At 48.9% G+C, this 13,370-nt stretch carries 11 protein-coding genes and 1 tRNA gene; 7 read left to right on the top strand and 5 right to left on the bottom strand.

What is annotated here, in order from left to right; all coding sequences use genetic code 11:
- Positions 1-106: 106 nt before the first annotated feature.
- Positions 107-2,017, top strand: coding sequence for a S9 family peptidase (locus ACYVH9_RS09000; protein WP_460635971.1), 1,911 nt, complete (start codon positions 107-109; stop codon positions 2,015-2,017).
- 49 nt (positions 2,018-2,066) lie between these two features.
- On the opposite strand, the gene ACYVH9_RS08995 is transcribed toward ACYVH9_RS09000, so the two are convergent.
- Together ACYVH9_RS08995 and asnS are read right to left on the bottom strand one after the other, a co-directional pair.
- Positions 2,067-3,260 (bottom strand): cytochrome-c peroxidase, encoded by a 1,194-nt coding sequence (locus ACYVH9_RS08995; RefSeq protein WP_460635970.1) that lies wholly within the window; start codon positions 3,258-3,260, stop codon positions 2,067-2,069.
- A gap of 185 nt (positions 3,261-3,445) precedes the next feature.
- Complete coding sequence (gene asnS, locus ACYVH9_RS08990; RefSeq protein WP_460635969.1) at positions 3,446-4,891, bottom strand: asparagine--tRNA ligase; 1,446 nt, start codon at positions 4,889-4,891, stop codon at positions 3,446-3,448.
- Between the two features lie 264 nt (positions 4,892-5,155).
- Between asnS and rpoN the strand changes: the two genes are divergently transcribed.
- The 5 genes from rpoN to ACYVH9_RS08965 all read left to right on the top strand — a co-directional run bounded on the left by rpoN (position 5,156) and on the right by ACYVH9_RS08965 (position 9,762).
- Positions 5,156-6,613 (top strand): RNA polymerase factor sigma-54, encoded by a 1,458-nt coding sequence (rpoN, locus tag ACYVH9_RS08985; protein ID WP_460635968.1) that lies wholly within the window; start codon positions 5,156-5,158, stop codon positions 6,611-6,613.
- Positions 6,614-6,702: 89 nt separating this feature from the next.
- The gene (locus ACYVH9_RS08980) at positions 6,703-7,392 is read left to right on the top strand and encodes a hypothetical protein (RefSeq protein ID WP_460635967.1); all 690 of its coding nucleotides are present in this window, start codon (positions 6,703-6,705) and stop codon (positions 7,390-7,392) included.
- 67 nt (positions 7,393-7,459) lie between these two features.
- Positions 7,460-8,254 (top strand): enoyl-CoA hydratase/isomerase family protein, encoded by a 795-nt coding sequence (locus ACYVH9_RS08975; RefSeq protein ID WP_460635966.1) that lies wholly within the window; start codon positions 7,460-7,462, stop codon positions 8,252-8,254.
- Between the two features lie 71 nt (positions 8,255-8,325).
- Positions 8,326-8,399: transfer RNA gene (locus tag ACYVH9_RS08970), tRNA-Arg, on the top strand.
- Between the two features lie 106 nt (positions 8,400-8,505).
- Positions 8,506-9,762 carry a tyrosine-type recombinase/integrase gene (locus ACYVH9_RS08965; RefSeq protein ID WP_460635965.1) on the top strand — a complete coding sequence of 419 codons (1,257 nt, stop codon included), beginning with the start codon at positions 8,506-8,508 and terminating at the stop codon, positions 9,760-9,762.
- Positions 9,763-9,920: 158 nt separating this feature from the next.
- Here ACYVH9_RS08965 and ACYVH9_RS08960 read toward each other — a convergent pair whose 3' ends face one another.
- Entirely contained in the window at positions 9,921-10,799 is an 879-nt protein-coding gene (locus ACYVH9_RS08960) for a DUF2971 domain-containing protein (RefSeq protein ID WP_460635964.1), read from the bottom strand.
- 13 nt (positions 10,800-10,812) lie between these two features.
- Positions 10,813-11,409, bottom strand: coding sequence for a master DNA invertase Mpi family serine-type recombinase (locus tag ACYVH9_RS08955; RefSeq protein WP_460635963.1), 597 nt, complete (start codon positions 11,407-11,409; stop codon positions 10,813-10,815).
- A 197-nt stretch (positions 11,410-11,606) separates the two neighbouring features.
- Between ACYVH9_RS08955 and ACYVH9_RS08950 the strand changes: the two genes are divergently transcribed.
- The gene (locus ACYVH9_RS08950; protein WP_460635962.1) at positions 11,607-11,909 is read left to right on the top strand and encodes a hypothetical protein; all 303 of its coding nucleotides are present in this window, start codon (positions 11,607-11,609) and stop codon (positions 11,907-11,909) included.
- Positions 11,910-11,960: 51 nt separating this feature from the next.
- On the opposite strand, the gene ACYVH9_RS08945 is transcribed toward ACYVH9_RS08950, so the two are convergent.
- Positions 11,961-13,370, bottom strand: coding sequence for a hypothetical protein (locus tag ACYVH9_RS08945; RefSeq protein WP_460635961.1), 1,410 nt, complete (start codon positions 13,368-13,370; stop codon positions 11,961-11,963).

The raw sequence follows: 13,370 nt of genomic DNA, 5'->3' as shown, positions 1-13,370 counted from the left end.
CCATCCTTCTTTCCCGGGCCATTGGCGGAACGCATTAAGCACCCTAATAATCCTGGATTATCCGTAAGTTTGGTTCAGAAACACTTCTTCTCATTACCCAATTCATATGAAAAAATTAGGATTGATTGGTAGCCTGCTGGCGATAGCGCTGGTAACGCAGGCTCAGAATCCGCTTACGCCCGAACAACTCTGGAAATGGGGCCGGGTGTCGGATCTGGGCCTGTCGAAAGACAAAAAATTTGTCGTCTACGCCGTCAGCACACCCAATGCGGAGGACAACAAGAGTGCCCGCAAACTGTATAAAATACCACTGAAGGGTGGATCGGCGGAAGAAATTGCGACTACGGACGGTTTACTGCCCAACTCCCGTATTTCGTCGGACGGCAAACACATCATCAGCAGCGAAGCGGTGAAGCTGGAATCCATTACCAGTGCCGACAAATATCCTGACCTGAAAAAATCAGACGCTTACATCTATACCTCGTTGAACTACCGCCATTGGGATACCTGGGAAGATGGCAAATACGATCACGTGTTTGTGGCTCCGCTGACCAACGGAAAAGCCGGTGCAGCCAAGGATATTATGCCGGGTGAGAAGTTCGACTGTCCGCAAAAACCGTTTGGGGGCGACGAGGACTTCATCTGGCACCCCGACGGCAAACGCATCCTGTACGTCACCAAGAAAAAGCACGGAACCGACTACGCCGTCAGCACCAACACCGATTTGTTTGAATATGACCTGGCCACCGGCACCACCAAAAACCTCACGGAAGAGAACAAAGGCTACGACGTTAACCCCGAGTTCAACGCCAAAGGACAACTGGCGTGGCTGCAAATGAAGCGCGACGGCTACGAAGCCGACAAGCAGGACATTGTAGTCTCGAACGGCGTCACCAAACTAAACCTGACCCAACAACGCGACGATATCCACGTCAACGGTTTTAAATGGAGCGAAGACGGCGCTTCGCTTTTCTTCACCTCGGCGGTCAACGGCACCATTCAGTTGTTCCGGGTGACGTATCCGGGCCTGACCAAGATGATGCCCATCATTACGCAGATCACCAAGGGCGATTTCGATATCACCGGCATCGTGGGGCAATCCGGCAACACGCTGATCGTTTCGCGAACCGATATGAACCACCCTACAGAATTGTATGGTGTTGAGTTGATGAACGGTTCGCTGACCCAACTGACCCACGTCAATGATGCGGTTTTGAAAAATACCGGTATCTGCAAAACCGAGCGTCGATTTGTAAAAACAACCGACAACAAGCAAATGCTCGTCTGGGTAATTTATCCGCCGGGCTTCGATTCGTCTAAAAAATACCCGACGCTGCTTTACTGCCAGGGAGGTCCGCAATCGGCGCTGACTCAGATGTATTCCTACCGCTGGAACTTCCAGCTGATGGCGTCACAGGGCTATATCGTTGTGGCTCCCAACCGACGGGGTATGCCCGGCCACGGCACCGAATGGAACGAACAGGTCAGTAAAGATTGGGGCGGACAGGTTCTGAAGGATTACCTGAGCGCCATCGACGAGGTGGCCAAAGAACCGTATGTCGATAAAAATCGCCTGGGCTGCGTTGGACCCAGCTTCGGTGGATATTCGGTGTATGCGCTGGCCGGTATTCACGAAAAACGCTTTAAAACGTTTATTTCGCACGACGGTGTTTTTGATTTCCGCAGCATGTACGGCACGACGGAAGAGTTATTTTTCGTCAACTGGGATTTTGGCGGCCCCTACTGGGACAAGAAGAATAAGGATGCACAGCGTACGTACGATAAATCACCGAGCAACCTGGTCGATCAGTGGGATACACCCATTTTTATTATTCAAGGCGGCAAAGATTACCGCGTCCCGATTGAGCAGGGCTTGCAGGCTTTTCAGGCGGCCCAGTTGCGGGGCATCAAAAGCAAATTGCTGTATCTGCCCGACGAAAACCATTGGGTCCTGAGTGCCCAGAATGCCCTGGTATGGCAGCGGGAGTTTTTTGGCTGGTTGAAAGAAACGTTGTAACGGCGGAGAAACAGGGTTGAAAAGCGAAGGGATAAAAAGGGAACTGGCATTAATCCATATTCCCTTTTACCTTCAAACCGCTGGGAACGCGGGTCGGAACGGTTTTGTCGAAGGAGTCGTCGTTGAGGGTGTTCAGGAATTCAACAATTCCGGATATGTCCTTGAATTTCAGCCTCAGATCCGTTACCAGTGGATCAATCTGACTGGCGGTAACGTGCGGATTCTCGATTTTCCCACCCGCGATGTCTTCGTAAAACATCAGCACCTGATCCAAAGTTTTGAATTTCCCGCTGTGCATGTAAGGCGCTGTATACCGCAGGTTGCGCAGTGAAGGCGTCCGGAATGCGTAATCGTTGTTGATTCCCGCGTCGGATTCGTTGCGGTTTTGGGTATCCGGTACCCCCAACGCGTGCAATTTGTAATCAGACAGCATCGGTCCGTTATGGCATTTGGCGCAGCCGGTGCGCAAAAACAGATTCAGACCATCTTTTTCGCTGTACGAAAGGGCATTGCTATCGCCCCGCATGTACAGATCAAACCGGGTTTGATTGGCCACCAGCGTCCGTTCGTAAGCGGCAATGGCTTTGGCCAGATTTTTGGCGTGAACGGGATTGGTTTCGTCCGTAAACGCTTCCGCAAATAACTGCCGGTATTCGGCGATCCGCCGGATTCGGGTGATGACTTCATCCAGAATCGTTTCTTCCGAATACGCATGGCCCCGCATTTCTTCCAGTGTTTTGATGGGCAGCAGCGCCTGTTCTTCCAGACTTTTCGCCCGCGAATCCCAGAACATCGGTGCCCGCTTCGGATCGTAGTGGCCGTGGTTGGTGATGCCGTTAAAAGCCGTATTCAGAACGCTCTGCGAGTTTCTTTTAACAAACGGAATGGTGTTGGGCGTCAGAAAACGGCGCTTGCTGTTACTTCCGGTGCCATTGACCCCAATCGACGTTTCCAGAAATTCTGCGTAATTGAATTCTGCCTGATGACAGGTGGCGCAGGCCACATCCCGGTTGCCGGACAAAATCGGGTCGTAAAACAAGTACTTTCCCAGTTCCACTTTTTTTGCATTGGTCGGGTTATCCGGTGGATGTGTGGCTTCGAGTGGCAAGGCGGCCAATACCGCAATCGATTCCGAGACGGGCTTTTCCTTCTTTTTGCGCGCGTCGTTTTGTGTTCCGCACGCAGCCAGCCCGGACAGCATCACTCCCAAGAATAACAATTGGCGTACTCCTCCCCAACGCATTTTAGCAAACTGCAATGGTAAACAGTCAAAAATTAAAGTACCCTATTTTTAAAATTTACTCAGAAAAATCAGGATTTAGCAAGGACAGAAAAGAATAAAGGGGGAAAAGGCAGAAAGGTTTCGGGCAATTTATGCCTTTCCCTCCTTCCTCTTCTCCCTTACCTTAACCCTTGATTATTAGCCGCTTAAAACTCCGCACTTTTGGGCGTTCTTGGGAACGGAATCACATCGCGGATGTTACCCATGCCGCTTACGAATAGCACCAGCCGTTCGAAGCCCAGCCCAAAACCGGAGTGTGGGGCTGAGCCAAACTGACGGGTTTCGAGGAACCACCAGATGTTGGCCGGATCAACGCCCACTTCCTGCACCCGCGCCATCAGTTTTTCGTAATTGTCTTCCCGCTGCGACCCCCCGATAATTTCACCAATACCGGGGAACAACACATCCATCGCCCGCACGGTTGGTCCCGGAGCCGACTCCGACGGCTCGTCCTGTTTCATGTAGAACGACTTGATTTCGCGCGGATAGTTGGTCAGAATAACCGGTTTTTTGAAGTGTTTTTCAACCAGATACCGTTCGTGTTCCGATTGCAGGTCGATGCCCCAGCCCACCGGATACTGGAATTTCTTCTCCTTATGCGGTTTCGACTGCAACAGAATGCTGATGGCCTCGGTGTAAGTCAGGCGCTGGAAATCGTTGTTGACCACAAACGACAACTTTTCGAGCAGCGGCATGGGGCTGCGTTCGGCCTGCGGTTTGGATTTTTCTTCGTCAATTAACCGGCTTTCCAGGAACTTCAGATCGTCGGCGCAGTGTTCCATAGCGTACCCGATGACGGTTTTGACGAAATCTTCGGCCAGATTCATGTTGTCTTCCAGCTCATAAAACGCCATTTCGGGTTCCACCATCCAGAATTCGGCCAGGTGGCGAGTTGTATTGGAGTTTTCGGCCCGGAACGTCGGACCGAATGTATAAATTTTTGACAGGGCCAGTGCACCCAGTTCGCCTTCCAGCTGCCCGGAAACCGTCAGGTTGGTTTCGCGCCCGAAAAAGTCCTGTTTATAGTCAATCGCGCCTTCTTCCGTGCGCGGCAGCTTGTCCAGATCCAGCGTTGTAACCCGGAACATCTCCCCTGCTCCTTCCGCATCGGATGCGGTGATGATGGGCGTATGCAGGTAGAAAAAACCGTTGTCGTTGAAGTATTTATGAATCGCAAAAGCCAGGGCGTGGCGAATGCGGAGAACCGCACTGAACGTGTTGGTTCGGGGGCGCAGGTGGGCAATCTCCCGCAGAAACTCCATCGAGTGTTTCTTGGGTTGTAGCGGATAAGTTTCGGGATCTGCTGGACCGTAGATGTGAATATCAGTGGCCTTTACCTCCACTTTCTGCCCTGAGCCCTGCGACTCGATCAGCGTTCCGGTGATGGCAACGCAGGCCCCTGTCGTCACCAGTCGGATTGTCTCCTCACTGAATTGCCCGGGTTCGGCAACGGCTTGTAAGTTATGAATGGTAGAACCGTCATTGATAGCAATAAAAATCGCATTTTTACTTTCCCGCTTGGTCCGAACCCAGCCCTTGACGGTGACAGCGTGGCCGGTGTTTTCAGACGCAAGTAATTGTTTGACAGTCATTCTGAAAAGTAATAAGTGAAAGAAGGTTGTAAAGTTAAGGCATTCAGCGTAATATGAAGCGATTTCTTCGACAAAGAAAAAACAACCCAGCAAAAACAATTTACCATAAAGTGCTCATTATGAGAAAATTATATTTATAAAACAGAAAATAAGCAGAATGTAAAACATTTTTTCATAAAATTGGTCTGGAATTTGATAGGCGTGGTCACCCGTTATTGCCCGGGCAACCCTTTGTGATCCGCCCATAAAGTACATTACTTGGTTATGCAAAGACTCAGCCTTACCCAATCGCTTCAACAGAAGTTGTCTCCGCAACAGATACAGTTTATTAAACTGTTGCAAATTCCGACGGCCGAACTTGAAACCCGTATTGAAGAGGAATTAGAAATAAACCCGGCTTTGGAAGAAGGACTCGATACGGACTACGATGAATCCAGCGCCGACGATCCGTTTACGGATGATTACAACGACGATGATTACAAAGAACGCAATGATGAAGTCGATCTAGGCAGTTATCTCAACGAAGACGACTACAGCGGCTATAAAATGCAGGGCGACGGCAATTATAACGAGGAAGAACGTGAGATGCCGGTGGCCAACCGTTCGACCCTGACCGACACGCTCATGCAGCAGTTTGGTTATCTGAACCTGGACGAACGGCAGGAAGTGATTGGTATGCAGCTCATTGGAAGCATTGAAAACGATGGGTATATTCGCCGGTCGATGCAGGCCATTGTTAACGACCTGGCTTTTTCGCACGGTATTTTCACCGATATTGATGAGCTCGAAGCGGTGCTAAAACGCGTTCAGACGTTTGACCCACCGGGCATTGCGGCCCGCTCGTTGCAGGAGTGCCTGCTGTTGCAGTTACACCGCAAAGACCAGTCTGATCCGGCCGTTACGCTGGCCATTCGAATCATCGAAGATCTTTTTGAAGAATTCTCCAAAAAGCATTACGACAAAATCCAGAAACGGCTGAATATCAACGAGGATCAACTCAAGAAGGTCATCACCATCATCACCAAGCTAAATCCGAAGCCGGGTTCGGTTGAGGGCGAAGACAGCGCCATTCAGTACTTGATTCCGGACTTTATTTTGACCAACAATGGCGGCAAAATCGAATTAACGCTCAATTCGCGCAATGCCCCCGAACTCCGCATCAGCCGGTCGTTTGCCGAAATGCTGGACACCTACGAGAAAAGTGATAAAAACAACCGATCGTTAAAAGAAACCGTTTCGTTTGTCAAGCAGAAACTCGATGCCGCCAAGTGGTTCATCGACGCCATCAAACAACGCCAGGCAACGCTGCTGAAGACGATGAACGCTATCGTCAAGTTTCAGTACGATTTCTTCCTGGAAGGCGACGAAACCAAGCTTCGTCCCATGATCCTGAAAGATATTGCCAACCTGATCGATATGGATGTTTCGACGGTTTCGCGGGTTGCCAACAGCAAGGCCGTACAAACCGAATTTGGCATTTATCCGCTTAAATATTTCTTCTCTGAGGGGATCGCGACCGATTCTGGCGAGGATGTCAGCAGCCGTGAAGTAAAGAATATTCTGAAGGAATTTATTGATCAGGAACCCAAGAGCAATCCGCTTTCGGACGATAAACTGGAAAAAATGCTCAACGAACGCGGCTACAACATTGCCCGCCGAACCGTTGCCAAATACCGCGAGCAATTGAATATTCCCGTGGCCCGGTTACGCAAACAATTGTAACTCTTGACGGTTTCTGTTTACGCCGGGCCACGGGAACGGTTTTAAAGCCTCAATGCGTTCGTTTAATTGAGCTTTGTTAATTTTGTTAAATGATTGAAGAGGAACGGTTGACTGACAACCGAAAACCGAAAACCGAAACCGTGAGCGTCACGTTGGCCCGCGCCCTATCGGCGGCTTTTCATCCGCTGATGATGCCCACCATCTTATTCAGCATCCTGTTGTTTAATGCATCAGGAGCACTGGGTGTTGATGCATTTAGCACGACCTTCAAATTGAGTCTGCTGATGCTGATTGGCATCACAACGTTCTTTGTTCCGGCGGTGCTAATTTACTTTCTGCACCGCGCCGGACACATCCGCAGTCTGCACATGGACGAATTGCGGGATCGCCGGCTGCCATATTTTATGACGGCTCTGCTCTACACGACCACCACCCTCCTGTTTTCGTTTCAGCTACCGGCTCTGGCTAATATAGCGCCCGAAATCGGGATTATTTTGGGCAGCATTACGGTATCTGTCACCCTGGTTGGCCTGATCAGTCTGTTCTGGAAAATCAGCGCCCACAGCGTCGGAATTAGTGGTATTGTGGGAGCTCTGCTCGGTATTGCCATCAAATCGGGCGAGATGCACCTGCTGTATCCCTTGGTGGCCCTAACGGTTTTGGCGGGTTTGCTGGCCAGTGCCCGGCTGCTTCTGAACGCCCACACACCGGCGCAGGTTGTGGCCGGAATGGGGCTGGGCCTGCTTATCAGCCTGACGACGGTATTGGTATTACTTTAATCAGCGAGGCATCATTTTATCGTTTCGGGCCAAGTGCATGTAGCAGACGCCTAAACCAGCCATAACCATGTACGAGCATCTCCTTTTCGCCGTTTCAAACGGCATTTGTCGCATTACACTCAATCGCCCGCAGGTTCACAACGCCTTGAATCCTGCTTTGATCGGAGAAATCACGCATGCTATTGAAGCCGCCGGGGCCGATGAAACCGTTCGGGTCGTGGTGCTAACCGGTGCTGGTGACAAAGCTTTTTGTTCGGGAGCCGATTTAAAAGAAGCCGCCGGTCAACTTCAGCATACCGACGGTTTTTCAATGGGAGAATTGCTCCGAACAACTTATCACCCAATGGTCCGCGCTATCCGCAACCTGCCCAAACCTGTTGTTTGCCGACTAAACGGGATAGCGGCCGGTGCGGGTTGTTCGCTGGCTCTGGCCTGTGATGTCATTATTGCTGCCGACGAAGCATACGTGTCGTTATTGTTTGTGGGCATCGGTTTATTGCCGGATGCTGGCGCAACGTTTTTTTTGCCACGCCTGCTGGGTTCGCAAAAAGCCTTTGAGTTATGCAGCACGGGTCGGCGCGTGTATGGCCCCGAAGCGGCCCAATTGGGTTTGGTAACGCGTTCGGTTCCGTCCACGCACTTAGATGATGCGGTGGCCGAAACCGTTGGGTACTACGCGACGGCACCCACCCAAGCCATTGGTTTTATGAAATTAGCCTTGAATCAGTCGCTGTATACCCCGCTGGAGGATCAACTTGAACAAGAAGCTCATTATCAGGATCAACTTGGTCGGTCGGCCGACGCTGCCGAAGGGATTCTATCCTTTCTGCAAAAGCGCAAACCAAATTTTCGGGGAAAATGAGGCAAAATTTCTGCCGCTTCATTTGAATCGTATCTTTTTTATCTTACTTTTGCAGTCCCAACACAGGGAACGCATTCGTAGCTCAATTGGATAGAGCACCTGACTACGGATCAGGAGGTTTGGGGTTCGAATCCCTACGAGTGCACGAAACAAGCAAAAAACGCCCAATACGCTACGTATTGGGCGTTTTGCGTTTCCTAACCCTGTTCCGAATTGTTTTCTCCGTCCTATCTATTCCTAAAGTGATCCGAATGGGAACTACACAGAACTACGTAAAAAAGGTCATTATCAAGGATGATCACATCCGAAAAGACGGCACTTCTCCGCTGTACATTTATGTGAATGTGGATGGCCAGAAAGACCGAATTCCGCTAAAACTAGCTTGGCCACCCTCCTATTTTGACAAAAAGGCGGGTAAGATCTTACCCCGAAAGAAAGACGATAAAGACTGTTCCGACTTTCGAATGATCATCGACACGGAAGTCGGCAAGATCAACGACATTTTCAAAGAATACCGTCTATCTGGAAAAGTATTGACGATTGCCTTGCTGCTCAAAGACTACAATAATTTCACCTCCAGGAAGGATTTCTTCACCTTTGCGATAAATGACTGCCTGGAGCGATATAAGCGCAAGAAGATCGAATTAGGCAGCCGGAAAGGCCACATGGCCAGCCTGAATAGTTTGAAGGAATTCTGGAAGCAGGAACAGGCCAAGCTGATAAAAAAATCAAAAAGTGACTTAGAGCCTGATTCTGCGTCAAAACAATTACATCTCCCCTTCAAAGACGTTACCCCAAAGCTTCTGGAAAATTTTCGTGCCTGGATGAAGGCCGAACGTGGAAACATTCCCAGCACCGTAGAAGGCCACATGAAAAATGTCCGGACGTACGTAAAGCGGGCACTGGCGGCTGGAAACGTTTTTGACGATCCCTTCAAAATTGTCAAGGTTGCCCATCCAGAAACTCAGCCCAATGTATTGACGGAAGAACAGCTTCAAGCTTTAATGGCTATTTTCCGAAACAACTCTACACCCGAAAGCTGGCAAACAGTTCTACGCCATTTTCTCTTCAGTTGCTTCACAGGCCTTCGGATCAGTGACGCCAAGGCCGTAAGCCATGAGAATATAAAAGGCGACTGGCTGGTAATTATGCCCCTAAAAACGAAGCGTTTCCATAAAGTTGTCCGGATCCCCCTTCACCCCATGGCGAAAGTCCTAATCACAACTTCATTAGGTCGCCTTTTTGAAACGTACTCAGAACCCTATACAAATCGACTGTTAGACAAAATTGGAAAGGCTGCTGAAGTGGATTTCAAGATCACTACCCACACAGCCCGGCATACATTCGGAACACTGTTCATTGAACTAGGGGGAGACGTTGTAACACTGAAAGAATACATGGGCCACGCCAACATCCAAACAACCATGAAATATGTCCACCTGAGCGAAAAACGGAGAAAGGAGAAGATCAATGTATTTGACAAGCTATTTAAGCCAGAAGCCGCTTAATAAACCATATTGGCCTTTTTAGGGCAGCCAGGGCCGTTTTTTCAATATGCCCCCTACCTTTAGAGCTTAATTTTAATTAAAGGATGAATGAGCAAGATGGCCGGGTTTCCTGGCCATCTTCTTTTTTACTAAATGTCCTGAAACTGGCAAATAAGGTTTCAAATATGGTCCTCAATAACAACAGTTCCATCAGGCCTAATTTTGCTTTGTTTGTATTTGACATAAAGTTGCTCATTCTTACAAACTTGAACAATTTCATCTATTTCATTCTTATCCATCTCCGCTCCAAATACTATTTCTTTAAAGCAACTTTTAGGTAGTCTAAAAACCCTTTCAGCTATGGTAACTTCTTGCGGAAAGTCTTTATCAAACATCCTAACGATTCTAAACTCATCCTCATAGCGCCACTTATCATACTTTGTGAAATTATTCCTTACATTGTTAAAGAGCACCTGATCAAAAGTATCATTTGTCACAGCTACCCATTGTAACTTCGGAAAACTTTCCTTGACATATGTGATTGGGTTGAAATATATTTTGTTGCTATGAAAAGTTTTAAAAGCATCATTTAAGCTAATTCCAACACAAAATCCAGTATTATTATTTGCGTAGCCTTGCCACATACTAATATTGTCATTTGACTGACAAACGCAATAAACTCCTATTGAGTGATTTATCAACATGTAATATTCTTTTTTCCGTTCTTCGATTTTTTCAGGCGTGCTAAATCGTTTATCAAAATAGTACTTCGCCATTCTTAGAATTTCATCATCAGTCATGCCAGAACCTTTATAAGTCTGCAAAGCATGCTCTTGCATTTTCCTCTCCATATCATCAAATTCTATAGGAATTCGACAATCTCTTTCATCCAGAAAGTCTGTAATTGGATTGGAAAAAAAAATTTCTTGGCGAGTCAAAATAGCCCTATGCAATTTAACTTTCCAATCTCTGTATTTATAGAGAGTCTGAGGAACCCTACCTTCGTATTCTTCTCTGGACATTGGTTTCACTTCTATCGAAAATTCTATTTGTGACATAGCTGAGATTAATTTATAGTTTCCTTTTTGAAATAAAATTCACTACGGTCTGACGATTGACGCCCAGAATCCGGGCAATGGCTGAACGACTTACCTTGTTCTTCAGCAGTTCCCGAAGGACATCTTCTTTGCCAGTCAGCTTCGTTTCCTTCGATCGGGATCCCACCGGCCGCCCTAATACATGGCCTTCCGCTTTCTTTCGCTCCAGGCTTTCTTTCGTACGCTGGCTAATCAGTTGGCGTTCAATTTCGGCAGATAAGCTAAATGCAAACGCCAGCACCTTACTGGATATCGTGTTACCTAGTTCGTACCCTTCTTTTATTGAAACCACCAGCACATCCTTTTTCATGCACTCGTTAAGGATCGCCATAATTTCCAGCAATGAACGGCCCAGGCGCGACAGTTCAGTAACATACAGTGAATCTCCTTTCCGCATTCGAGCCAGCACGTCGCCCAACTGGCGATCCTGGGCGGCCTTTGTTCCTGATATCGTTTCTTCAATCCATTCGTCTACCAGCTGCTTTTTGGCGCTAGTAACTTTCAGGATCTCGAATCGCTGATTTTCGACCGTTTGTCGATCCGTGGAAACTCGTATGTAAGCGTAAATCATAGGGTGCTAGATTAAACGTATTAACTCCATTAATTTAAGCAATTTTTGACGGATTTAACAGGATTTACATTTGGCAATTTTTGACGGATATAAACGGACGTTTTAATTCGACAGAAAAAGAACGCATTGTAATAACAATGCGTTGTATAATAGTCAATAAGGCTGTTACTACACCTAGAATCTTATTGTCACAGCCAATGGAAGATTACTTCAATGAATTTGACAATTTTTATCATCCTGGAGAAGTTGAAAAGCTTAATAACATCCGGAAACAATTAGTACATCTTAGGAAACAGAAAACCCAGTTCGGACCACAAAAAACTGAAATTGAAACAATTGACTCGCCCTTCAATCAAAAATTGGGTATTGTTTTCCGAAATGGTTTAGAGGTAGCAATTAGACTAACTGAAAGCGGAATTGAGGCCAATGTTGTAAAGCCACTAATAAATATTAATCATAATGACTTTACACAGTCCATTGTAAATAGTATCAAAGTTTGACAACTTTAAAAAAAGGCCTGGCTCATCAAATCCCCAGGCCTTTTTTGTACTTCACACCCGCCACAGCTCCACTTCGGCCGGAATCACCCGCTGATCTTTCATCAGGCCCACCCGCATCGATCCCACCAGGTAGTTCACCCCTTTGATGTGAACCTTGTTCCGGAACGAAAACGTGGCCAGGTCCGTGGGCGTCAGGGCCACCAGCTTTTTCAGCAGAAACGTGTTTTCCTTGAACCGCTCAAACTGGCGATAGCCCGAATCCACCAGGTTATTCGCGCCGTGCCAGATCAGGCTTCTGGGTCCACTCGAATGCGTCGCCCTGGGCAGCCCGCCCACCACGCCGTTCCAGAACAGCAGTTTGGGCGAACTGCGGTTCTGGCTATCCTTGTTGTTGGGGCTGATCCCCGGCTGGAGCGCGCGGGCCAGGCCGGTCACTGGGTTGGTCAGGTAGGTCGAAAACCTGGAGCGGATTGGCAACACCGACCCGCCTTCGTTGGCCGCCGTTTCCGCCGTAGTGTACTTATCCATCGCTTCCGGAATCGGTTTCATCAGTGCATCGTTGCCGTCCAATTCGTAACCCAATTCCAGCCGGTTCACCGTTTCCGGGTGTTTGCTATGGCGCGGATCCGCCTTCGCCGTCCAGTCCAGCCCGCAAGCAGCCGCCAGCACATCTTCCCCGAAGGAGATATCGCACACCTTCCGCCGAACGTCAAAATCCAGGAACAGATTGAACAGCTTCCGCAATTCGATCAATACCCCCCCCGCCGTCAGATCCGGCAGGTGGTTGGCCGGATAAATCGCCGTCGCACTGTCGAGCGAATACAGGTTGGCCAGGCACAACCGCGCCAGATCCGGATCATCCAGAAACGCCCCCCGAAACCGCCAGCCGCACTTCTGGCCAAACGTCTCCAGCACCCACCGAAGAAAAAAATGGGGCACCCTGGCGGCCGGGTGATAGGTGGCCGTTCCGGAATCATATTTGTTGATCACCCCCTGAAATTCCTGGTTTCCGTAGAACGCCGGGTTTTCGATGGAGGGCAAACAGTACGGATCCACCAGGTGGCTGGCGGCCGCCAGGGGAGCACCCGGCAGCGCCAGCGAACCGAACGGAATTTCCGACAGCGCCAGCCCTTGCAGATCCCCGAAAATGTTGCCCAGGTTCTGGGTAAAGTACAGGGTGGTTCCGCCCTGGGGCGCTTCCTGGATCTTCACGTACCCCTGCTCGATCACTTGGCTATCCACGTACTTTTCACAGAAAAAACGCCGGTTCGCGTACGGAACCTGGGGATCGTGGAAGTAACCCAGAATTCGCCGATTCGTCGGCGTATCGGGCAGGGTGAAACTATTGACGCGGGATCCCTGCACGGTGGCAAAATCCAGCAGGGGGTTAAACTTCTCCAGGGTAATCTGGGTATTCGGCAGCAGATCCACCGAATACCCTTCCAGACGAATTTCAAACAT

Source organism: Larkinella harenae (assembly GCF_054780515.1).
This window is presented reverse-complemented; position numbering and strand designations above follow the sequence as displayed.

What these genes read in the sequence shown, in the direction of transcription:
- ACYVH9_RS08965 (WP_460635965.1), top strand. Translation starts at nt 8,506, where the DNA reads ATGGGAACTACACAGAACTACGTAAAAAAGGTCATTATCAAGGATGAT.
- ACYVH9_RS08955 (WP_460635963.1), bottom strand. Translation starts at nt 11,409, where the DNA reads ATGATTTACGCTTACATACGAGTTTCCACGGATCGACAAACGGTCGAA.
- ACYVH9_RS08950 (WP_460635962.1), top strand. Translation starts at nt 11,607, where the DNA reads ATGGAAGATTACTTCAATGAATTTGACAATTTTTATCATCCTGGAGAA.
- ACYVH9_RS08960 (WP_460635964.1), bottom strand. Translation starts at nt 10,799, where the DNA reads ATGTCACAAATAGAATTTTCGATAGAAGTGAAACCAATGTCCAGAGAA.
- ACYVH9_RS08980 (WP_460635967.1), top strand. Translation starts at nt 6,703, where the DNA reads ATGATTGAAGAGGAACGGTTGACTGACAACCGAAAACCGAAAACCGAA.
- asnS (WP_460635969.1), bottom strand. Translation starts at nt 4,891, where the DNA reads ATGACTGTCAAACAATTACTTGCGTCTGAAAACACCGGCCACGCTGTC.
- rpoN (WP_460635968.1), top strand. Translation starts at nt 5,156, where the DNA reads ATGCAAAGACTCAGCCTTACCCAATCGCTTCAACAGAAGTTGTCTCCG.
- ACYVH9_RS08975 (WP_460635966.1), top strand. Translation starts at nt 7,460, where the DNA reads ATGTACGAGCATCTCCTTTTCGCCGTTTCAAACGGCATTTGTCGCATT.
- ACYVH9_RS08945 (WP_460635961.1), bottom strand. Translation starts at nt 13,370, where the DNA reads ATGTTTGAAATTCGTCTGGAAGGGTATTCGGTGGATCTGCTGCCGAAT.
- ACYVH9_RS09000 (WP_460635971.1), top strand. Translation starts at nt 107, where the DNA reads ATGAAAAAATTAGGATTGATTGGTAGCCTGCTGGCGATAGCGCTGGTA.
- ACYVH9_RS08995 (WP_460635970.1), bottom strand. Translation starts at nt 3,260, where the DNA reads ATGCGTTGGGGAGGAGTACGCCAATTGTTATTCTTGGGAGTGATGCTG.